The sequence below is a fragment of the Brenneria uluponensis genome (assembly GCF_032395385.1).
Classification (GTDB): Bacteria; Pseudomonadota; Gammaproteobacteria; order Enterobacterales; family Enterobacteriaceae; genus Prodigiosinella; species Prodigiosinella aquatilis.
This window is the reverse complement of the sequence record NZ_CP135917.1, coordinates 720619-741992: the sequence shown is the minus strand read 5'-3', so window position 1 is coordinate 741992 and position 21374 is coordinate 720619. Positions and strand designations below refer to the sequence as shown.

19 protein-coding genes and 1 riboswitch are annotated in these 21374 nt (G+C 50.0%); of the genes, 11 read left to right on the top strand and 8 right to left on the bottom strand.

The window, feature by feature from the left end:
• Positions 1-16: 16 nt before the first annotated feature.
• The 3 genes from ftsL to mraZ are packed head-to-tail and all read right to left on the bottom strand — an operon-like array spanning position 17 to position 1736.
• A complete protein-coding gene (ftsL, locus tag RS889_RS03480) occupies positions 17-337 on the bottom strand; it encodes a cell division protein FtsL (protein ID WP_315709305.1) in 321 nt (106 codons plus the stop codon).
• Positions 334-1275, bottom strand: a complete 942-nt coding sequence (gene rsmH, locus RS889_RS03475) for a 16S rRNA (cytosine(1402)-N(4))-methyltransferase RsmH (protein ID WP_021017140.1) — start codon at positions 1273-1275, stop codon at positions 334-336. Before rsmH ends, ftsL begins: the two co-directional genes overlap by 4 nt.
• Positions 1276-1277: 2 nt before the next feature.
• On the bottom strand, positions 1278-1736 hold the full coding sequence (mraZ, locus tag RS889_RS03470; protein ID WP_021017141.1) for a division/cell wall cluster transcriptional repressor MraZ: 459 nt from the start codon (positions 1734-1736) through the stop codon (positions 1278-1280).
• An 867-nt stretch (positions 1737-2603) separates the two neighbouring features.
• Here mraZ and RS889_RS03465 point away from each other — a divergent pair.
• A complete protein-coding gene (locus tag RS889_RS03465) occupies positions 2604-3065 on the top strand; it encodes an L-alanine exporter AlaE (protein ID WP_021017142.1) in 462 nt (153 codons plus the stop codon).
• A gap of 112 nt (positions 3066-3177) precedes the next feature.
• On the opposite strand, the gene cra is transcribed toward RS889_RS03465, so the two are convergent.
• From cra to RS889_RS03445, 4 genes are all read right to left on the bottom strand, one after another.
• Positions 3178-4182 carry a catabolite repressor/activator gene (gene cra / locus RS889_RS03460; RefSeq protein WP_315709302.1) on the bottom strand — a complete coding sequence of 335 codons (1005 nt, stop codon included), beginning with the start codon at positions 4180-4182 and terminating at the stop codon, positions 3178-3180.
• Between the two features lie 199 nt (positions 4183-4381).
• Positions 4382-4873, bottom strand: a complete 492-nt coding sequence (gene ilvN / locus RS889_RS03455) for an acetolactate synthase small subunit (RefSeq protein WP_315710904.1) — start codon at positions 4871-4873, stop codon at positions 4382-4384.
• Positions 4874-4875: 2 nt separating this feature from the next.
• Entirely contained in the window at positions 4876-6597 is a 1722-nt protein-coding gene (gene ilvI, locus RS889_RS03450) for an acetolactate synthase 3 large subunit (protein WP_315709301.1), read from the bottom strand.
• 335 nt (positions 6598-6932) lie between these two features.
• A complete protein-coding gene (locus tag RS889_RS03445; RefSeq protein ID WP_315709299.1) occupies positions 6933-8711 on the bottom strand; it encodes an AMP-dependent synthetase/ligase in 1779 nt (592 codons plus the stop codon).
• Positions 8712-9112: 401 nt separating this feature from the next.
• Between RS889_RS03445 and leuA the strand changes: the two genes are divergently transcribed.
• From leuA to tnaA, 6 genes are all read left to right on the top strand, one after another.
• Positions 9113-10681, top strand: a complete 1569-nt coding sequence (leuA, locus tag RS889_RS03440; RefSeq protein WP_315709297.1) for a 2-isopropylmalate synthase — start codon at positions 9113-9115, stop codon at positions 10679-10681.
• Positions 10681-11772 (top strand): 3-isopropylmalate dehydrogenase, encoded by a 1092-nt coding sequence (gene leuB, locus RS889_RS03435; RefSeq protein ID WP_315709295.1) that lies wholly within the window; start codon positions 10681-10683, stop codon positions 11770-11772. Before leuA ends, leuB begins: the two co-directional genes overlap by 1 nt.
• 2 nt (positions 11773-11774) lie before the next feature.
• The gene (gene leuC / locus RS889_RS03430) at positions 11775-13175 is read left to right on the top strand and encodes a 3-isopropylmalate dehydratase large subunit (protein ID WP_315709293.1); all 1401 of its coding nucleotides are present in this window, start codon (positions 11775-11777) and stop codon (positions 13173-13175) included.
• Positions 13176-13188: 13 nt separating this feature from the next.
• Positions 13189-13791, top strand: coding sequence for a 3-isopropylmalate dehydratase small subunit (leuD, locus tag RS889_RS03425; protein WP_315709291.1), 603 nt, complete (start codon positions 13189-13191; stop codon positions 13789-13791).
• Between the two features lie 319 nt (positions 13792-14110).
• A complete protein-coding gene (gene tnaC / locus RS889_RS03420) occupies positions 14111-14221 on the top strand; it encodes a tryptophanase leader peptide (RefSeq protein ID WP_021017151.1) in 111 nt (36 codons plus the stop codon).
• 99 nt (positions 14222-14320) lie between these two features.
• Positions 14321-15721, top strand: a complete 1401-nt coding sequence (tnaA, locus tag RS889_RS03415; RefSeq protein ID WP_021017152.1) for a tryptophanase — start codon at positions 14321-14323, stop codon at positions 15719-15721.
• 101 nt (positions 15722-15822) lie between these two features.
• Here tnaA and sgrT read toward each other — a convergent pair whose 3' ends face one another.
• A complete protein-coding gene (gene sgrT, locus RS889_RS03410) occupies positions 15823-15987 on the bottom strand; it encodes a glucose uptake inhibitor SgrT (RefSeq protein ID WP_021017153.1) in 165 nt (54 codons plus the stop codon).
• Between the two features lie 113 nt (positions 15988-16100).
• Between sgrT and sgrR the strand changes: the two genes are divergently transcribed.
• The 4 genes from sgrR (at position 16101) to thiQ (ending at position 21292) form a co-directional block, all read left to right on the top strand.
• Positions 16101-17759, top strand: coding sequence for an HTH-type transcriptional regulator SgrR (gene sgrR / locus RS889_RS03405; RefSeq protein ID WP_315709289.1), 1659 nt, complete (start codon positions 16101-16103; stop codon positions 17757-17759).
• A gap of 41 nt (positions 17760-17800) precedes the next feature.
• Positions 17801-17986, top strand: a riboswitch (TPP riboswitch).
• A gap of 42 nt (positions 17987-18028) precedes the next feature.
• Entirely contained in the window at positions 18029-19012 is a 984-nt protein-coding gene (thiB, locus tag RS889_RS03400) for a thiamine ABC transporter substrate binding subunit (RefSeq protein ID WP_315709288.1), read from the top strand.
• A complete protein-coding gene (gene thiP, locus RS889_RS03395) occupies positions 18988-20598 on the top strand; it encodes a thiamine/thiamine pyrophosphate ABC transporter permease ThiP (RefSeq protein WP_315709287.1) in 1611 nt (536 codons plus the stop codon). The genes thiB and thiP overlap by 25 nt, the downstream gene beginning before the upstream one ends.
• On the top strand, positions 20582-21292 hold the full coding sequence (gene thiQ / locus RS889_RS03390; RefSeq protein WP_315709286.1) for a thiamine ABC transporter ATP-binding protein ThiQ: 711 nt from the start codon (positions 20582-20584) through the stop codon (positions 21290-21292). The genes thiP and thiQ overlap by 17 nt, the downstream gene beginning before the upstream one ends.
• Positions 21293-21374: the final 82 nt, after the last annotated feature.

Genomic DNA, 21374 nt, shown 5'->3' with positions numbered 1-21374 from the left:
AGCGATGCCTATCAGTTCATTGTTTAACCACAATATTTTCCTGTGAAGGATCAACATGCTCCATGTGTAATTTTTCTGTTGCAATCTGCTCAATACGGCTATGGTCACCCAGTACATTCTCTTCCAGAATCAGATTGCGCCACTCAATATCTAATGCATCACGCTCCAACAATAACTGTTCACGCTGCGCCGTCAGTAAGCGAGTACGGTGAGTCGTCGTTACCACCAGCAGTGCGGAAACCAGAACTGCAATTAATAACAACAAGGGAAGCTTGCCATTACGCAGCAAATCTTCACCGATGGCGCCAACTAAACCATGGCGCTCATTGCCCATCATGATGCCAGTCTCTCCGCAAAACGCAGTACTGAACTCCGCGCTCGCGGGTTTTCCGCGATTTCGGCGTCAGAAGGCATCATCTTTCCGGCTACCTTGAGCGTCCGCCCGCCCTGGCTACGTAGCTGATCCTCCGTCAACGGCAAACCGGCCGGAACTTGTGGTCCCCGACTATGCTGACGGATAAAACGTTTAACAATACGATCTTCCAGGGAATGAAAACTGATAACGGAAAGCCGACCATGAGGAGCCAATACCGTCAGTGCACCGGCCAACGCCTGCTCAATCTCTTCCAACTCACTATTGATATAAATACGGATAGCCTGAAACGAACGCGTAGCTGGATGTTTATGCTTCTCACGAACCGGGCTGGCCGCAGCGATCAGTTCAGCCAATTCTTTGGTTCGCGTCAGTGGAGAGATCTTGTTGCGCTCTACAATGGCTCGTGCAATGCGCTTGGCAAAGCGCTCCTCACCAAACGTTTTTAATACCCAGACAATGTCTTCGGCTTCAGCCTTCATCAGCCATTCGGCGGCGGAGATACCACGAGTGGGATCCATGCGCATATCCAGCGGTCCATCACGCATAAACGAAAAACCACGCTCTGGATCGTCAAGCTGTGGCGATGAGACACCTAAATCGAGCAATATTCCGTCGATTTTCCCCGTCAGCTCACGTTCCTGCACGTAATCAGCCAATTCAGAAAAAGGCCCGTGGATAATAGAAAAACGCGCATCATCAATCGCGCTGGCAGCCACAATCGCCTGTGGGTCACGATCGATCGCCAGCAGACGACCGTCTGGCCCAAGATGGGACAGAATAAGGCGGGAATGACCACCGCGACCAAAGGTACCGTCAATATAAATGCCGTTACTACGGATCTTCAGGCCATTAACGGCCTCATCTAACAGGACGGTGGTATGCTTATAATTTTCTACCATGACTATAGTGATAAGTCCTGTAACCGCTCAGATAACGGTTCCTGAGTTGTTTGTTCAGCGTCTATATCTTCCTTGACTTGTTGATACCAGGTCTGTTCATCCCACAGTTCAAACTTATTGAACTGGCCAACCAGCATCACTTCTTTTGTAAGTCCCGCATGTTGCCGCAACGTGGACGCTAACAATAAACGTCCGGCATTATCCATCTGACACTCACTGGCATGCCCCAGCAACAAACGCTGAACACGACGTTCGGCGGGATTCATACTCGATAAACGAGAAAGCTTTTGTTCAATAATTTCCCATTCAGGTAACAGGTAAAGCAGCAGGCAGGGCTGATGAAGATCAATGGTACAAACCATTTGACCTTGAGCTTCCTCGTTCAGTACTTCCCGGTAACGGGTTGGTACGGCAAGCCGCCCTTTACTGTCGAGATTAACCAGCGTCGCCCCACGAAACATGACTGTGTTTAATCCTTAATGGTCATTTTTACCACTTTGCCCCACAAAATCCCACTAATTAGAGTTTACGGAGGGTATTAAAAGCTTGTCAAGCAAGTGACGACGCGTCCGGTAATTATTTCCGGCGCAATTCGGAAGGGAAACGACCGTTTAAAAAACATCAAAATGGATTAATGGAGATTAAGACTGTGATAATTTAAGGAAAATTAATGACTCAAAAAATTCGACGTAAAAATATAGCGTTTTTTATTCCACAAAATATTATTTTCATTGTCACATATAGATACGTAATGTTTATATTATCGGAATAACCCGAATAGTAATTCATGACTGATTTTTCAGCATTTTTGCATTGATGGTTTCTTGTTCAGGCTGAAATTAACATCCTATTAACATTTATTTTTGACTACATCCCATTTTTTTGACGTGGTTAACGTAATTTTTCACTTTAATTGGCGTTATGGATTCTCAAAAAAACAAAAATTTGTTTTTTTTGCAAAAATACGCTGAATAACTGTTTATATTTACAGTGCTCATTCTTCTGCCAGTGAATTATTTTCGCTATTACTTCCACACCACCATCATTTACAAACTCTCAACATAAACCAATTCTACCCCATAAAAACACAACCCAATGTTTTATCTATATTTTTATGCTTTCCAAGCGATAATCAAATGAAAATTCAAATTTGAGCTAATAAAGTAACGAGAATATAGGAAAAACAGATATAAATAAAAATTTATAGCTACTTATTTATTTATAAGCAGTGATGTAAACTGCACAAAAGGCAATATTGCAAAATAAAAAACCAAATAACAAGCACAATTCTGGTTATATCTCTATATCAACACTGGAGCTTTATCCGTATGCTTTCCCCTACTTCACGATGGCGCAATGCACTTGCGGATACCTTTGCAATGGTGGTTTATTGCTTTATCACCGGCATGGCCATTGAAATCCTGCTTTCAGGTATGACATTCCAGCAATCTCTTTCTTCCCGGTTACTTTCCATTCCAGTGAATATTTTCGTTGCCTGGCCATATGGCATATACCGCGATCGAATTTTGCTTTTGGTGATGAAATTCGGCCCTCATCATCGATGGATGCAGAATCTGGCCGACCTGTTTGCCTATGTGAGTTTTCAATCTCCCGTTTATATTGCCGTTCTATGGTCGATAGGTGCAGATCCTGCTCAAATAATGACAGCCGTAGCCAGTAATGCGCTGATATCTATGGTTATGGGAGTCGCATATGGTTATTTTTTGGAATATTGCAGACATCTTTTCCGGGTAAAGGGCGCCAATCAAAGGCAGATTGTCAGCCATTGATTATTTCGTGGTAACCACTCACTGGAATAAAAGATGACATTGAGAAAATGAGAACTTTCTTAACAGGTGCCATAGTGAAAATAATTATGGCACCTGATGTTGATAGAAAATATTAACGCCGACTCAGAGAACCACGGCGATAGAGATTACGGCGAATCCTGTTCAACCCCGGTTTTGGCTTATGTGGTTCATCCAGGCTGGCAAGAACCAGTTCCAGTACACGTTCGGCAACCTCACGGTGTCGCTGAGCCACAGCCAGTACCGGGCATTCAAGAAAATCCAGTAACTCATTGTCACCAAAGGTAGCGATCGCCAGATTAGTTGGCAGCCGACCGCTCTTCTTCAACGTCACATCCATCACGCCCTGCAACAATGGGAAAGAGGTCGTGAACAGGGCCTCCGGCATAGGATGAACCTGTAAATACTGTGCAAACACAGCGGCGGCGGCACTTCGCTCATAACTGTTGGCATAGAGATAGTCCACCTGACGCGGATCATCAGCCCAAGCCTGACGGAATCCTTGTTCACGCAGGAAACTGACGGACAGTTCCGGCAACGCGCCCAAATACATGACGCTATTAGCCGGAATCTTGCGCAGCTCTTGAGCCAACATTTCCGAGTCTTCCATATCCGCACCGACCACACTGGTGAAATGCTCTCTATCCAGAGCGCGATCCAGCGCAATAATAGGCAAGCTATTGTTTGCCCAACGTTGATAGAAAGGATGTTCCGGCGGTAATGCCGTAGAAACGATAATGGCATCAACCTGACGCTGTAACAGATGTTCAATACAACGCATTTCATTATCAGGCTGATCTTCAGAACAGGCAATCAACAGCTGGTAACCACGCTGACGAGCCTGACGCTCCAGATAATTGGCAATCTTCGTATAACTGGTATTTTCCAGATCGGGAATCACCAATCCAATTGAACGGGTACGCCCGGCACGCAGACCAGCGGCGACAGCGTTAGGATGATAATTGTGTTCTCTTACCACCGCCATGACTTTTTCTACGGTCTTATCGCTAACGCGATACTGTTTTGCTTTACCGTTGATCACATAACTGGCGGTAGTGCGTGAAACACCCGCAAGACGCGCGATTTCATCCAGTTTCACGGTAACCCCTTAATTAAGTCGGATAAAAAATAAAAATAGAGTGATAACCATAGATTAACCAAGGTTATCGTGCCGATCTAACCGCAGAATCTACTGGCGGGCAACCGTTTTTATCATCTATAAGACGAAGAGAAATGATATTAATAGGCCCGATATTATTATCGGGCCCTTGCTACCTATCAGTATATGATCTGGCGTATTAACGCATGATCTTATCACCACGCGACACGCCAACAACACCAGAGCGCGCCACCTCGACAATCTCTGCGACTTCACGCACCGCATGCAGGAAAGCGTCCAGCTTATCGCTGGTACCTGCCAGTTGCACAGTATAAAGAGAGGAAGTTACATCCACAATTTGGCCACGGAAAATTTCCGTACTGCGTTTCACTTCCTCACGACCGTAACCAGTCGCCTGGAGTTTCACCAGCATGAGTTCACGTTCAACATGAGCCCCTTGTCCTAATTCACTGACGCGCAAGACATCCACCAGCTTATGCAGCTGCTTTTCAATCTGTTCCAGCACTTTCTCATCCCCCACGGTCTGAATAGTCATGCGGGATAGTGTGGGATCGTCAGTAGGCGCCACCGTCAAGCTTTCAATATTGTAGCCACGCTGGGAAAACAGTCCGATAACGCGCGACAAAGCACCCGATTCATTTTCCAGTAATACTGATAAAATCCGACGCATCATCAGGTTCTCTCCGTTTTGCTTAACCACATTTCGTCCATTCCGCCGCCACGGATCTGCATGGGATAGACATGCTCATTGCTATCCACTCTGACATCAACAAATACCAGCCGGTTCTTATGTGCCAACGCCTCTTTCAGCTTAGGTTCCAGCTCCTCAATCGTATCAATGGCGACACCAACATGCCCGTAGGCTTCCGCCAACTTGACGAAATCAGGCAGAGACTCCATGTAAGAGCTGGAATGACGTCCAGAATAAATCATATCCTGCCACTGCTTCACCATACCCAGGAAACGGTTGTTCAGATTAACCACCACCACCGGTAGATCATATTGCAGCGCGGTGGAAAGCTCCTGAATGTTCATCTGGATGCTGCCGTCGCCAGTGATACAGATAACAGTTTCTTCCGGCAACGCCAGCTTAATCCCCAGTGCGGCAGGCAAACCAAACCCCATGGTACCCAGCCCACCCGAATTGACCCAGTGGCGCGGCAAATCAAACGGATAATACAATGCGGCGAACATCTGATGCTGCCCTACGTCGGACGCCACATAAGCCTTACCTTCAGTCAGGCGATACACCGTTTCGATCACCGCCTGAGGTTTAATGGTATCGCTACTCTCGATGTACTTCAGGCAGTGACGGGCACGCCACTGCTCAATGCTCTGCCACCAGTCGCGCAGAGCATCAAACCCTTGCTGTGCAGCACCATCCTGTCCCAGTAACGTCAACATCAGACTCAGCACCTGCTTGGCATCACCCACAATAGGAATGTCAGCGTTGACTGTTTTTGAAATAGAAGCCGGGTCGATATCAATATGCAATATGGTGGCATTCGGACAATATTTGGACAGATTATTGGTGGTACGGTCGTCAAAACGCACACCGACAGCAAAAATTACATCGGCGTTATGCATCGCCATGTTTGCTTCATAGGTACCGTGCATCCCTAACATCCCCAAACTCTGGCGATGTGTTCCCGGGAAACCGCCCAATCCCATCAAAGACTGTGCTACAGGCAGGTTCAGCTTCTCGGCCAGTTCACGCAGTTCCTGATGACAACCCGAGTTAATCACCCCACCACCGCTATAAACCACCGGTCTTTTCGCCGCCAGCAGCGTATTCAGGGCCCGCTTGATCTGGCCTTTATGCCCCTGCACTGTGGGATTATAGGAACGCATGCTGACATGGTCCGGATAGGCATAAGGCAATTTATTCGCCAGATTCATGATGTCTTTCGGCAAATCCACCACCACCGGACCTGGACGTCCACTGGACGCCAGATAAAACGCCTTTTTCAGCGTGGTGGGAATATCCTCCGCCCGCTTGACCAGATAACTATGCTTCACCACCGGGCGAGAAATGCCTACCATGTCGCATTCCTGAAAGGCATCATAACCAATCAGCGACGTCGCCACCTGACCCGAAATCACCACCAAAGGGATAGAATCCATGTAGGCCGTGGCAATACCGGTAATCGCATTGGTTGCTCCCGGCCCTGATGTCACCAGCACTACCCCTACTTTTCCGGTAGCTCGAGCATAACCATCAGCCATATGTACCGCGCCTTGCTCATGGCGCACCAGAATATGCTCGATTCCACCAACCGTATGCAAAGCGTCGTAGATATCCAGCACTGCTCCGCCCGGATAGCCAAACACATGTTTTACGCCCTGATCGATCAACGATCGGACCACCATCTCGGCGCCTGACAACATCTCCATGGGTTTGCCTCTTTTGTTCAAATAGCGAATCGCTTCCGTATGGCAGGGAAATTTCCCCACGTTCACGTTATTTTTTTAGATATAACTCGTTAACATAACGCCAGATTATGGTGCAGGCAAACCGCAAGTGACACCTGTAGATAGAGATATTCTGGTAAATAAACTGTTAAAAGATTATCCATTGAGATAAAACGCTAGGGAGTACCCATCGAATCTAAAAATATCCTGCAATGGCCACTAATTACAGCGCGAAATTTTGATAGAAAAACAATAACCAATCGATGTTATTGCCGCCGATCTCACTGAACCTAGGTGTACATTGCATCAATTTCCAGTTAATATCGCTGTTGTATCACTTTGCGGCGGAGTTTTAGCGTAGGTGTCAACTCTCCTTGTTCCATGGAAAACGGTGCCGAAAGAAGCGTGAATTTTTTTACCTGCTCAAAATGAGCAAACTCTTTCTGTATCTCCTGCAGCCGCTGATCAAACATGTCCAGAATATGAGTGTGGCGCAGCAACTCCAGTCGATCCTGATATTTCAGATTGATAGCGTGAGCGTACTCTTCAAGCACGTCAAAACAGGGAACAATTAACGCAGAAACGTATTTACGCGTATCGGCAATCACCGCGATCTGTTCGATGAACCGGTCCTTACCCAGTATGCATTCAATGTATTGCGGAGCGATATACTTGCCGCCTGCGGTTTTCATCATGTCTTTCAGACGCTCAGTGATAAACAGATATCCCTGTTCATCAATCTGGCCGACGTCGCCGGTTTTGAACCAGCCATCCGCAGTGAACACTGCTGCGGTATCCTCTGGCCGATGGAAATAGCCACGCATCACAAGAGCGCCACGCACCTGAATTTCATTTTCTTCTTCCGCGATACGGATTTCCACCCCCGGTAGCGGCGTACCAACAGAACCCAGACAGAAATTATCGGCTTCCCAACAGGAAACCGTGGCGCAGGTTTCTGTCAGGCCATAACCATAGACAATACGGATACCCATCGACTGGAAAAAAACGATGATATTATCGTCCAACCGAGCACCCGCAGCCGGAAGGAAACGGACTTGTCCGCCCAACAGTGAACGCAGTTTGCCCAACACCAGTCGGTCAGCACAACGATACATCAGATTACGCCAGATACCGGGCCGTTTTCCACGCTGCTGCCGTAAAAATACCTGCCGGCCTTGAACCATCGCCCAGAGAAATAAAACTCGACGATACCAAGGAGCTTGCGCTACCTGTTCATGAATCCCGCTGTAAACCTTTTCATAGAAACGCGGCACCGCACACATGACAGTGGGTTTCACATCATTCATTGCCCGGCGTACTTGATTGGTATCGCTGAGATACACATTCTGCGCGCTGCTATGCATGATGATGAAACTCCAGACACGCTCAAATACATGGGATAACGGCAGAAAACACAAAGAAACATCGTCCTGGGTGACCGTCAACCGCTGCTCATGTGACCGTAACTGCGTCGCCAGATTCACATAATCCAGCATCACGCCTTTAGGTTCACCGGTTGTGCCAGAAGTGTAGATCAACGAAAACAGATCGCTGAGATCACGGCTATCAATACGTTGCTGTAACGCTGTTTGCCATGCAAATTCATCCGCTTGTAATTCAAACTTATGCAGATGAACAGCCATTTGGCAGCCACGCAGGCTAACCTGTTTGTCCATCACAATGATATGACGCAGTTGGGGGCAGTCACCAAACAACCCCAGCAACGTATCGAACTGCGCCTGACTACCGACAAAAATCGTGCGGATATCGGCATCATTGATGATGAATGCTGCCTGTGCCGCCGTGTTGGTGGCATAAATGGGTACACTGACGGCTCGTAAATGCAGCAGAGCCAAATCCACCAACGACCAATTGATGGAATTATGGGCAAAGATCGCTACCCGTTCCTGTACGTTGATGTCCAACGCCAATAATCCACTGGCAATCCGCTGGATATGTTGTCCGACTTGCTGCCAGGTCAGTTGTTGTTCATGTTCAGCAGCCCATTCACGAAAAACAATATGGTCGGAACGATGCGAAATTTGATGTTGGATACGGTGAACAAGATGATATGGCTGTAAATGGCAGTTATTCATGGATGCGTGCACCTGAAAACACAACAGACAGGTTACGTGATTTATCCGCAGTCTATCGTGCAACTTATACGGTTCAAAGATCTTTTCACTGCCGACACACCAGGTGAGAGACAGCAAGCCGCGCGTTGTTTAACTGGTGGGAAGAATCAGAGGTTGACATAATCTGGGGAATCAAGTACCAATAAGGCAACATTGAGATTTATTAATTTACTCGGATGACAAATCAGTATGTATAACTTCGCTCAACTACTAGGCCTACTACTACACGCATCTATGCGCGGTATGCCGGTGGGCGAAATGCAGAACTGATTTCACTTACACCTGAAAAACCCGCGCCAATGCGCGGGTTTTTTTTTTACTCGCCGGCGCTCTAAACAAACGAAACAAAAGGAACCAGACCGATGAGCCAGCAAGTCATTATTTTTGATACGACGTTGCGTGACGGTGAACAGGCACTGCAGGCCAGCCTGAGTGTGAAGGAAAAAATCCAGATAGCGATGGCGCTGGAAAGGATGAGAATTGACGTCATGGAAGTGGGTTTCCCGGTATCCTCTCCGGGTGATTTTGAATCTGTACAGACCATTGCCCGTCAAATCAAAAACAGCCGTGTCTGCGCATTAGCTCGCTGTGTAGACAAAGACATTGATGTCGCCGCTGAAGCGCTGCGCGTCGCAGAAGCATTCCGTATCCACATATTCCTGGCAACCTCTACGCTGCATATCGAATCCAAACTGCGCATGTCTTTTGAACAGGTGGTAGAAAAAGCCATTCACTCGGTGAAACGAGCGCGTAATTATACTGATGATGTCGAATTTTCCTGTGAAGATGCGGGACGTACGCCAATCGACAACCTGTGCCGTATCGTAGAAGCCGCCATTAATGCAGGTGCTAGTACCATCAATATTCCAGACACCGTCGGTTATACCACCCCAATTCAATTCGGCGGCATCATCTCTACCCTGTACAACCGCGTTCCCAACATAGACAAAGCAATTATCTCCGTACATTGTCACGACGACCTGGGTATGGCTGTCGGTAACTCTATTGCCGCAGTACAGGCCGGCGCACGTCAGGTTGAAGGCACGCTGAACGGTATTGGCGAACGTGCGGGTAACTGTGCACTGGAAGAAGTCATCATGGCGATTAAAACCCGCCCGGACATCCTGAAAGTCCACACCAATATCAATCATCAAGAAATTTATCGTACCAGTCAGATAGTCAGCCAGATTTGTAACATGCCCATTCCGGCTAACAAAGCGGTGGTGGGTGCCAATGCATTCGCACACTCTTCCGGCATTCATCAGGATGGTGTGTTGAAGAATCGTGAAAACTACGAAATCATGACGCCGGAGTCGATTGGTCTGAAAGAAGTCCAGTTGAATCTGACCTCGCGTTCCGGTCGAGCTGCCGTGAAACACCGCATGGAAGAGATGGGTTACAAAGACGGTGACTACGATATGGACAAACTGTACACCGCATTCCTGAAACTGGCCGACAAAAAAGGCCAGGTGTTCGACTATGACCTGGAGGCACTGGCCTTTATTAACAGCCAGCAGGAAACCTCCGAATTTTATCATCTGGATTATTTCAGCGTGCAATCTGGCTCCAGCGTGATGGCAACCGCCTCGGTTAAATTGGCGTGTGGTGATGACATCAAATCCGAAGCCGCTACCGGTAACGGCCCGGTAGATGCCGTCTATCAGGCAATTTACCGCATCACCGGTTATTCGATTACGCTGGTCAAATATCAATTGTCCGCCAAGGGACAAGGGAAGGATGCGCTGGGGCAGGTAGATATCGTCGTGGAATATCAGGGTCGCCGTTTCCATGGCGTTGGTCTGGCAACGGATATCGTTGAGTCCTCGGCTAATGCCATGGTTAACGTATTAAACAACATTAAGCGTGCACAACTGGTCGAAAAAGAAGTTCAACGTTTACAGCAACACAACAACAGTCAGGAAACAGTGTGATGACCAAGAATTACCATATCGCCGTCTTGCCAGGTGATGGCATCGGCCCGGAAGTCATGGCGCAAGCCTATAAGGTGCTGGATGCGGTGCGTCAGCGTTTTGGCCTACGCATCACCACCAACGAATACGACGTTGGTGGTATTGCCATTGACCGCCAGAATACGCCATTACCCCAGAGCACCATCGCCGGTTGTGAACAAGCCGACGCTATCTTGTTCGGTTCCGTAGGTGGGCCAAAATGGGAACATCTGCCACCAGCAGAACAACCTGAACGCGGCGCACTACTGCCATTGCGCAAACACTTTCGCCTGTTCAGCAACTTGCGCCCGGCACGACTGTATCAAGGACTGGAAGCGTTCTGCCCACTGCGTAGCGACATCGCCGCCAAAGGCTTCGACATTCTGTGCGTGCGCGAACTGACGGGCGGTATCTATTTCGGTCAGCCCAAAGGCCGCGAAGGCAGCGGGATGCATGAACGGGCCTTCGATACCGAGGTTTATCACCGTTTTGAAATTGAGCGCATTGCTCGCATCGCGTTTGAGTCGGCACGCAAACGCCGCAGTATCGTAACGTCTATTGACAAGGCCAATGTGCTGCAAAGCTCCATTCTGTGGCGTGAAATCGTTAGCGAAATCGCTCGTGATTATCCGGATGTACGTTTGTCTCATCTGTATATCGATAACGCCACCATGCAGTTGATTAAGGATCCATCGCAGTTTGATGTATTGTTGTGTTCCAACCTGTTCGGCGACATTCTGTCGGATGAGTGCGCCATGATCACCGGTTCCATGGGAATGCTGCCGTCGGCCAGCCTGAACGAGAACGGGTTTGGTCTGTATGAACCTGCTGGCGGTTCCGCGCCGGATATTGCGGGCAAAAATATCGCCAATCCTATTGCACAAATCCTCTCTGCCGCCTTGTTGTTACGCTACAGCCTGAACGCAGATGACGCTGCGGATGCCATTGATCAGGCCGTGAACCGGGCGTTGGCAGAAGGTTATCGCACTGGCGATCTGGCCAGTGATGGTAAAGCCGTAACTACTGATGAAATGGGCGATGCCATCGCCAGATTTGTCGCCGAGGGAGTTTAATCATGGCTAAAACCTTATATCAGAAACTGTTCGATGCTCATATCGTTCACGAAGCGCCGAATGAAACACCGCTGCTGTATATCGACCGTCATCTGGTACATGAAGTGACGTCACCCCAGGCGTTTGATGGTTTACGAGCCATGAAACGTCAGGTACGCCAGCCAGGCAAGACTTTCGCCACCATGGACCACAATGTCTCCACCCAGACGCGTGATATCAACGCCAGTGGTGACATGGCTCGTATTCAGATGCAGGAACTGATTAAAAACTGCGCCGAATTCGGTGTGCAGCTGTATGACCTGAACCACCCTTATCAAGGTATCGTGCATGTTATCGGGCCAGAACAGGGCATGACGCTGCCAGGTATGACTATCGTCTGCGGTGACTCGCATACCGCCACCCACGGCGCGTTCGGCTCACTGGCATTTGGTATCGGTACCTCTGAGGTTGAGCATGTACTGGCAACGCAAACCCTGAAGCAGGGCCGCGCCAAAACCATGAAGATTGAAGTCACCGGTAAAGCTGCACCGGGCATCACCGCCAAAGACATCGTACTGGCAATCATCGGTACAACCGGTAGTGCCGGTGGTACCGGCCACGTGGTGGAATTCTGTGGTGAAGCGATCGAAGCGCTGAGCATGGAAGGCCGCATGACACTGTGTAACATGGCGATTGAAATGGGTGCCAAAGCAGGTCTGGTTGCACCGGATGAAACCACTTTCGCCTATCTGAAAGGCCGTCAGTTCGCACCGAAAGGCAGCGACTGGGATGCCGCAGTGGCTTACTGGCGTACCCTGAAATCGGATGCCGATGCACACTTTGATCGTGTTGTGACGCTAAACGCCGCCGATATCGCACCACAGGTCACCTGGGGCACCAATCCTGGTCAGGTGATTGCCGTGAACCAGATTATTCCGGCACCGGAATCCTTTACCGATCCGGTAGAACGCGCCTCAGCAGAAAAAGCGCTGGCCTACATGGGCCTGCAATCCGGTGTAAAACTGACAGAAGTTGCTATCGACAAGGTCTTTATTGGCTCCTGCACCAACTCCCGCATTGAGGATTTACGTGCAGCCGCAGCGATTGCTAAAGGTCGTAGAGTGGCTAGTGGCGTACAGGCGATTGTGGTGCCCGGCTCCGGTCCGGTGAAAGCACAGGCGGAAGAGGAAGGCCTGGACAAGATCTTTATCGACGCCGGTTTCGAATGGCGTCTGCCCGGCTGCTCCATGTGTCTGGCCATGAATAATGACCGCCTGAATCCGGGCGAGCGCTGTGCGTCTACCAGTAACCGTAACTTTGAAGGTCGCCAGGGACGCGGCGGTCGTACTCATCTGGTCAGCCCAGCCATGGCCGCTGCCGCTGCCGTAGCCGGTCATTTTGCCGACATCCGTGAACTGAACTGAAGAGGACTGCCACATGGCTAAATTTACCCAACATATTGGTTTGGTGGTTCCGCTGGACGCCGCCAACGTCGACACGGATGCCATCATTCCAAAGCAGTTTTTACAGAAAGTAACTCGTACCGGTTTTGGACAGCATCTGTTTAACGACTGGCGTTTCCTGGATGATGCAGGCAAAGAAGCTAACCCGGATTTTGTGCTGAACAAACCGCGTTACAAAGGTGCCAGTATTTTGCTGACCCGAGAAAACTTCGGCTGTGGCTCATCTCGTGAGCATGCTCCGTGGGCACTGACCGATTACGGTTTCAAGGTGGTGATCGCACCGAGTTTCGCCGATATTTTTTACGGCAACGCATTTAACAACCAACTGCTACCGGTTACGCTGAATGAATCCGATATTGACGATCTGTTCACACTGGTGAAAAGTCAGGAAGGCATCACCTTCACTGTGGATTTGGAAGCGCAAACCGTGCAGGCCGGCGGCAAAAACTACCCGTTCGAGATTGATAGTTTCCGCCGTCACTGCATGATTAACGGGTTGGACAGTATCGGCCTGACGCTGCAACACGAAACCGATATCAGCCATTATGAACAGCATCAACCTGCATTTTTGCGTTGATAACGGGAGAAGAGAGTAAAGCATCCGCGTCAGTGATGGCGCACTTTGCGCTGACAAGAATGTACTCGCAGCGTCTTTACGATCTCGCCATTATCATTGCAATATGCATGTTGTCATCAAACCCAGCCCACCAAAGGTGGGCTTTTTTATCACTCTCGATGCGGACCTTGGCTCCAGTACGCCATAAATGTCACCGATTAGCCCATAAAAGCAGGTTTCCTGTCAGATTCAGGTTGCCATCACGATCACGGTTTTCTACCTTATTTCTGGCCTATGCTGTAGATTGTAAGCTTATTGCACACCGAGATAAGGAGGACTCATGACACGCATCATCCGGTGTTACCGCCTGAGCATCTCCGGCGATTCCCGTCCCTGGTTTAATATCGATTATCGTCTGACCAACGACTTTCCCCGTCCGTTTCATGCCTGATTCAGCCTCGCGCTGATCTTTCTGCTTTTATTTTTTTCAACAATGCCTGGCATTTTTGCCATGCCGTTGTCCTGATTTTTATTTGTCTGGAAAAATTACATGAAACGTATTCCCGAACCTTTTCGCATCAAAATGGTAGAAAACATCCGTATGACTACGCGCATCGAGCGTGAAAACGCCTTGCAGGAAGCCGGTTATAACCCGTTCCTGTTGCGCAGTGAGGATGTGTATATCGATCTGCTGACCGACTCCGGCACCGGTGCCATGAGTGACCGTCAGTGGGCAGGGCTGATGATGGGTGATGAAGCCTATGCGGGCTCGCGCAACTACTACCATTTGTGCGATCAGGTAAAAACGCTACTTGGCTACCCCTTTACTATCCCAACCCACCAGGGACGTGGCGCAGAGCAAATCCTGTTTCCTTGTCTTATCGCCAAAAAACAGCGGGAGGGCGGTGGCAAAAAGCCCATCTTTATTTCCAATTTCCATTTCGATACCACAGCCGCCCATGTGGAGCTGAACGGTGCTCGAGCCATTAATGTGGTCACGCCCAAAGCTTTTGACACCACTACCTACTATGACTGGAAAGGGGATTTTGACCTCGATCTGCTGCAAACCACCATTGAACAACACGGCCCGGAGAATGTGGTGGCGATTATCACTACCATCACCTGCAACAGTTCCGGCGGCCAGCCGGTTTCGATGAAAAACATGCGTGAGGTATACCGCATTGCCCAACAGCACCAGATTCCGGTTGTGATCGACTCCGCCCGTTTCTGTGAAAACGCCTGGTTTATCAAACAGCGGGAAGCGGGTTATGAAAACCGCTCCATCAAAGAGATCGTCCTCGAGATGTATCAGTACGGCGATATGCTGACCATGTCGGCGAAAAAAGATTCGATGGTGAATATTGGCGGATTATGTTGTTTCCGTAGTGATGAGGACTTGTTTAATGATGTCCGTATCCGCTGCGTGCCAATGGAAGGTTTCGTGACCTACGGTGGATTGGCCGGACGCGATATGGAAGCCCTGGCCATCGGTCTGGAAGAAGGTATGAATGAAGACCATCTGACTTACCGTATCGGCCAGGTGACATACCTTGGTGAACGGTTGAAAGCGGGCGGCATTCCAATTCAGTACCCGGTTGGTGGTCATGCAGTATTTGTCGATGCCAGAAAAATGCTGCCGCACATCCCGGCAGAACAATTCCCGGCACAGGCATTGAATAACGAACTTTATCTGGAAGCGGGGATTCGCAGCGTTGAGATCGGGTCACTGCTGCTGGGACGCGATCCAGATACTGGCAAACAGAAACCCTCGCCGCTGGAACTGCTACGCTTGACCATTCCACGCCGGGTTTATACTAACGACCACATGGACTATATCGCCGATTCACTGATTGCACTGAAAGAGCGGGCCACCAGCATCAGGGGGCTGACCTTTACCTACGAACCCCCGGTATTGCGTCACTTTGTCGCCCGGCTGAAACCGGTGGAATAACCCGAAAAGAGCAATAAAAAAAAGCCAGCGAAGGAATTCGCTGGCTGGTGACATGCACCATTACTCAGAATACACAGATTATTTCCATTCACACCTCTGGCTCACAACCAGCGGCGATACTCTTCTTCAGAAAGGGTTTCAATCTTCCATTGCGTGGCCTGTTGTAATAGATCCATCCGCTGCTGAACAGATAACCAACCACACCATTTCGCCTTGCAGGTTGAAAAGTAATGTTGATAGAAGCTGTACAATCGGAATGAGTCCATAATCCATCTCCTGATTTTTCACTAAATACCTTTTAGCCTTTCACTAAGTCAAAGTATCGACGTAATATAGGGAAAGATATATTGATGACTTTCAGTCGCGGAGTTCCCCTTTTATGTCGTCCACTCGCCTGCAACAACAGTTCATCAGGTTATGGCAATGCTTTCAGGGACAAACTACTGAAACTACCCTGCAGGAGTTAACCGGGGTTTTGAGCTGCTCACGCCGCCACATTCGATCCCTGCTGGGTGCCATGCAAAAACAGGGTTGGTTAATCTGGCACGCTGAAGTCGGTCGGGGGAAACGGTCAAAACTCACGTTCCTCTATACTGGCCTGGCGCTGCAACAGCAACGGGCGGAAGACCTGCTGGAGCAGGATCGTATCGATCAGTTGGTGCAACTGGTGGGCGATAAGGAAACCTTACGACAAATGCTGTTGTCACATCTGGGTCGCAGCTTCCGTCAAGGCAAGCATTTACTACGTATCGCTTATTACCGCCCGATGCGTAATCTGCTACCTGGTACTGCCTTGCGGCGTTCAGAAATGCACATAGCCCGTCAGATTTTCAGCGGACTGACCAACATAAATGAGGAAAATGGGGAACTACAACCGGATCTGGCCCACCACTGGCAGCAAATTTCGCCGTTGCACTGGCGTTTTTATTTACGCCCGGCGGTCCGTTTCCACCACGGTCGCGAGATGACCATGGACGATATCGTGACGTCTTTGAGCCGGTTAACCTCACTGCCCTTGTTTACTCACATCGACAACATCACATCTCCCACGCCTTTTGTGATCGATGTTCGACTGCATAGCGCTGATGTCTGGCTGCCGTGGCTACTGGGTAGCGCTTCAGCCATGATTGTGCCGCAGGAGTGGCGAACACTGCCGGATTTTGCTCATCAGCCTATTGGTACCGGCCCCTATGCCGTGGTGCGCAATAGTCATAGTCAGTTGAAAATCACCGCCTTTGACGACTATTTTGGCTACCGCGCCCTAATTGATGAAGTCAGTATCTGGGTATTGCCGGATACACCTGAGGTGATTTCCTGTGCAGTCCAGTTACAAAACGACGACTCTCCGAACGACAAACTGGAAAATCGGCTGGAAGAAGGGTGCTACTTTCTGCTGTTCGACCATCGCTCTTCCCTGACGTCATCACTGGAAATGCGCCGCTGGCTATGTCAGGTACTCAGCCCGGTAGCCATACTCAATCAAGCCAATAGTCTTTATCAGAGTAATTGGTCACCCGCTTACGGGCTGTTGCCACGCTGGCACCATAGTCAACTGAGCCTGTTACAGGACAAGCCTCAGGGACTGAGAGAACTGACGGTAACGTTCTACCGTGAACATCTGGAATATCAGGATCTCAGTGCCATTATGCAGAAACTGCTGGCACAACATGGTGTCACGTTAAACGTCCAAATCATCGATTATGACGATTGGTATCAAGGCAAGGGTACCAGTGATATCTGGCTCGGCAGCGCCAATTTCTATCTGCCACTGGAGTTTTCCCTGTTCGCCATGCTGTATGAACTCCCCTTATTACAACACTGCCTGGATGAGGATTTGACGCAGGATGCAAAACGCTGGCGGGAAGGTTCTCTGTCACCCACGGAGTGGAGCCAGAAGCGGGTGATAAACCACCAGATTCATCCGCTGTTCCACCACTGGCTACAGTTACAAGGGAAACGCAGTATGCGTGGTATTCGTATGAATACGCTGGGATGGTTTGATTTCAAATCCGCCTGGTTTGTGCCGCCAGAAAACTGACACGGCACTTTTCCTTATGTTACGAAGTCTTTACAATACGTCCGTTCTCAACGGGGTGCGATAAAAACCCGATGGCAGACAGCCATTGACGAACCTGGCAACCAGGTTGTCATTCCCGCCCAAACGGGGAAATTCCGTCTGCCGCCATGTCGTTTCTATCGCTGAGAAAATACCCGTCGAACCTGATCCGGTTAACACCGGCGGAGGGATTTGAGAGTGCTTCCTGCTGACTCAAAGACCTTTGCCACCCTAAACTTCAGGAGTGCAAAGTGTTGAAAAAATTATTGTCCTGTCTGTTATTGATTTCCGCCCCCGTTTTCGCAAAACCAACGCTAACGGTGTACACCTATGACTCCTTTGCCTCGGAATGGGGCCCCGGCCCGGCAGTCAAAAAAGCATTTGAAAAGAAGTGCGACTGCGAGCTGAAATTCGTGGTATTGGAAGATGGCGTCTCACTGTTAAACCGTCTGCGGATGGAAGGCAAACACACCAAGGCTGATATCGTGCTGGGGCTGGACAATAATCTGGTGCAAGCCGCCGCGCAGACCGGATTGTTCCGCCAGTCGGATATTGATACCCATGCGCTAACCGTCCCCGGCGGCTGGAAAAATACCACCTTCATTCCCTACGATTACGGCTATTTCGCCTTTGTTTACAACAAAGATACGCTGAAAAACCCGCCGAAAAGTCTGCATGAACTTATCGACAGTCCTCGACCATGGAAAGTTATCTATCAAGATCCGCGGACCAGCACGCCAGGCTTAGGTCTGCTGCTGTGGATGCAGAAAGTCTACGGCGATCAGGCACCACAGGCATGGAAAAAACTGGCCGCGAAAACCGTTACCGTCACCAAAGGCTGGAGTGAGGCCTATGGTCTGTTCCTGAAAGGCGAAGCCGATCTGGTACTGAGCTACACCACATCTCCGGCGTATCACATCATCGAGGAGAAAAAAACAAATTACGCCGCTGCCAATTTCAGTGAAGGACATTATCTGCAAGTAGAGGTAGCCGGTCAGTTGGCTTCCAGTAAACATCCTCAGTTGGCGACACGTTTCATGCAGTTTATGTTGACGCCAGCATTCCAGCAGATCATCCCCACCACCAACTGGATGTACCCGGTGATCAAGACCGAATTACCCGCAGGTTACAACGCACTGACAATCCCGGCCCACACGCTGGAATTTACACCACAGCAAGTAGCACAGCAGCGCAATAACTGGATTCAGGCATGGTTACGCGCCGTCAGCCACTAGTACCCAGTTGGCTATGGCCCGGCTTGCTGGCCACGGCATTACTGGTTACAGCAGCCGCACTGGCATTTGGAGCATTGTGGCAGCAGGCCCCGACAAACCAGTGGCTCGCACTGTGGCAGGATGATTACCTATGGCACGTCATCCGCTTCACGTTCTGGCAAGCGCTGTTGTCCGCCCTGTTTTCGACGGTACCGGCGATCTTCCTGGCGCGAGCGCTATATCGCCGCCGCTTTCCCGGCCATCGTTGGCTACTGCGTCTGTGTGCCATGACACTAGTATTGCCGGTGCTGGTGGCTGTATTCGGCATTCTCAGCGTCTACGGTCGCCAGGGATGGCTAGCGCATTTACTGGCATTGGTGGGCGTTGAATACCGTTTTTCTCCCTACGGTCTGCGAGGCATTCTGCTGGCGCACGTGTTTTTCAATCTGCCATTGGCGACCCGCCTGCTGTTACAGGCACTGGAAGGTATTGCCACCGAACAGCGACAATTGGCTACCCAATTGGGCATGCGTGGCTGGAATTACTTTCACCTGGTGGAATGGCCGTGGTTGCGCCGCCAGATTCTGCCCGCCGCTGCGCTGATTTTTATGCTCTGTTTCGCCAGTTTCGCCACTGTCCTGTCATTAGGCGGTGGGCCAGAGGCGACCACCATCGAACTGGCTATCTATCAGGCACTGAGTTTTGACTACGATCCAGCACGGGCCGCCTTGCTGGCGCTCATTCAGATAGTCTGTTGCCTTGGCCTGGTACTGCTCAGTCAGCGTTTGGGTAAATTGCTGCCGGTGGGGTACAGCCAGCAGCAACACTGGCGCGATCCACAGGATAGCTTACTGAGTCGAAGCGTTGACACGCTGTTGATTGCGGCAGCGTTACTGCTACTGTTGCCGCCGCTGTTGGCCGTTATCGCCGATGGACTCAATGCTTCACTGCTCGAGGTTCTGCGGCAACCCGTACTGTGGCAAACGCTATTCACCTCACTGCGTATCGCGCTGGCAGCGGGAGTCGTATGCGTCATACTGACCATGATGTTACTGTGGAGCAGCCGTGAGCTTAAGTTGCGCCAGCGCCTCTTTCTCGGGCAATTGATGGATCTGAGCGGAATGTTGATTCTGGCGATGCCCGGTATCGTGCTGGCGACCGGCTTTTTTCTGCTGCTCAACAATACGTTTGGATTACCGGAGTCGCCTTACGCCCTGGTCGTCATGACCAATGCCTTGATGGCAATCCCTTATGCGTTGAAAGTGCTGGAAAACCCGATGTATGACGTGGCAGAACGGTTTAATCAGCTGTGTTTATCGCTGGATATCCGTGGCTGGCAACGATTGAAAGTGGTCGAACTGCGGGCATTAAAGTTCCCCATCACACAGGCGCTGGCCTTTGCCTGTGTGCTCTCAATTGGTGATTTTGGCGTCATCGCCTTATTTGGCAACGAACAGTTCCGCACCTTGCCGTTTTATCTTTACCAGCAGATTGGCGCTTATCGCAGTGCCGACGGCGCGGTAACCGCCCTGCTCCTGTTGTTATTATGCTTTACCCTGTTCACCCTGATTGAAAAACTGGCGGGCCAACATGATCATTCTCGATAAACTTGTCTACCTCTACCAACACCTGCCAATGCGCTTTGATCTCCGGGTACAACCGGGGGAACGGATAGCTATCCTGGGCCCCAGTGGGGCAGGCAAAAGCACCCTGCTAAGTCTGATTGCCGGTTTTCTGATGGCAGACAGCGGCCAGCTACGATTGAACGGCCAGGATCACCGCACCACGCCACCGGCTAAACGGCCGGTCTCGATTCTGTTTCAGGAAAATAATCTGTTCCCCCACCTCTCACTGAAACAAAACATCGCGCTGGGCCTCAATCCCGGTCTGAAACTGAATGCACAACAACAGGAAATCCTGCGCCATATCGTACAACAGGTTGGACTGACACCGATGCTGGACCGACTTCCATCGCAGGTTTCCGGTGGTCAGCGGCAACGTGCCGCGCTGGCCCGTTGCCTGATCCGCCGGCAACCGATCTTGCTGTTGGATGAACCCTTTTCCGCACTGGACCCGGCATTACGCTATGAAATGCTGGAACTACTGGATACCGTGTGTAGTGAACGGCAACTCACTCTGCTGATGGTTTCTCATAATCTGGAAGACGCGGCCCGCATCGCCTCACGCACAGCGCTGGTGGTGGATGGACATATTTACTATGACGGCCCAACGCGTGATTTGCAGCAGGGCACAACGGAAGCGGCACGAATTCTGGGTATTTCCCTTCGTGAAAATAAATAAATGTGATCCACAACCGGTTTTTGTGTATTTCCCTCATCGGGGTAGTGTTTATTTTTCACCGGCTATGTTTATATAAATCCGT

Bases quoted from the DNA above. Each gene is read 5' to 3' on its own strand.
- ftsL (WP_315709305.1), bottom strand. From the start codon at position 337: ATGATGGGCAATGAGCGCCATGGTTTAGTTGGCGCCATCGGTGAAGAT.
- rsmH (WP_021017140.1), bottom strand. From the start codon at position 1,275: ATGGTAGAAAATTATAAGCATACCACCGTCCTGTTAGATGAGGCCGTT.
- mraZ (WP_021017141.1), bottom strand. From the start codon at position 1,736: ATGTTTCGTGGGGCGACGCTGGTTAATCTCGACAGTAAAGGGCGGCTT.
- RS889_RS03465 (WP_021017142.1), top strand. From the start codon at position 2,604: ATGCTTTCCCCTACTTCACGATGGCGCAATGCACTTGCGGATACCTTT.
- ilvN (WP_315710904.1), bottom strand. From the start codon at position 4,873: ATGCGTCGGATTTTATCAGTATTACTGGAAAATGAATCGGGTGCTTTG.
- ilvI (WP_315709301.1), bottom strand. From the start codon at position 6,597: ATGGAGATGTTGTCAGGCGCCGAGATGGTGGTCCGATCGTTGATCGAT.
- RS889_RS03445 (WP_315709299.1), bottom strand. From the start codon at position 8,711: ATGAATAACTGCCATTTACAGCCATATCATCTTGTTCACCGTATCCAA.
- leuA (WP_315709297.1), top strand. From the start codon at position 9,113: ATGAGCCAGCAAGTCATTATTTTTGATACGACGTTGCGTGACGGTGAA.
- leuB (WP_315709295.1), top strand. From the start codon at position 10,681: ATGACCAAGAATTACCATATCGCCGTCTTGCCAGGTGATGGCATCGGC.
- leuC (WP_315709293.1), top strand. From the start codon at position 11,775: ATGGCTAAAACCTTATATCAGAAACTGTTCGATGCTCATATCGTTCAC.
- leuD (WP_315709291.1), top strand. From the start codon at position 13,189: ATGGCTAAATTTACCCAACATATTGGTTTGGTGGTTCCGCTGGACGCC.
- tnaC (WP_021017151.1), top strand. From the start codon at position 14,111: ATGACACGCATCATCCGGTGTTACCGCCTGAGCATCTCCGGCGATTCC.
- tnaA (WP_021017152.1), top strand. From the start codon at position 14,321: ATGAAACGTATTCCCGAACCTTTTCGCATCAAAATGGTAGAAAACATC.
- sgrT (WP_021017153.1), bottom strand. From the start codon at position 15,987: ATGGACTCATTCCGATTGTACAGCTTCTATCAACATTACTTTTCAACC.
- sgrR (WP_315709289.1), top strand. From the start codon at position 16,101: ATGTCGTCCACTCGCCTGCAACAACAGTTCATCAGGTTATGGCAATGC.
- thiP (WP_315709287.1), top strand. From the start codon at position 18,988: ATGGTTACGCGCCGTCAGCCACTAGTACCCAGTTGGCTATGGCCCGGC.
- thiQ (WP_315709286.1), top strand. From the start codon at position 20,582: ATGATCATTCTCGATAAACTTGTCTACCTCTACCAACACCTGCCAATG.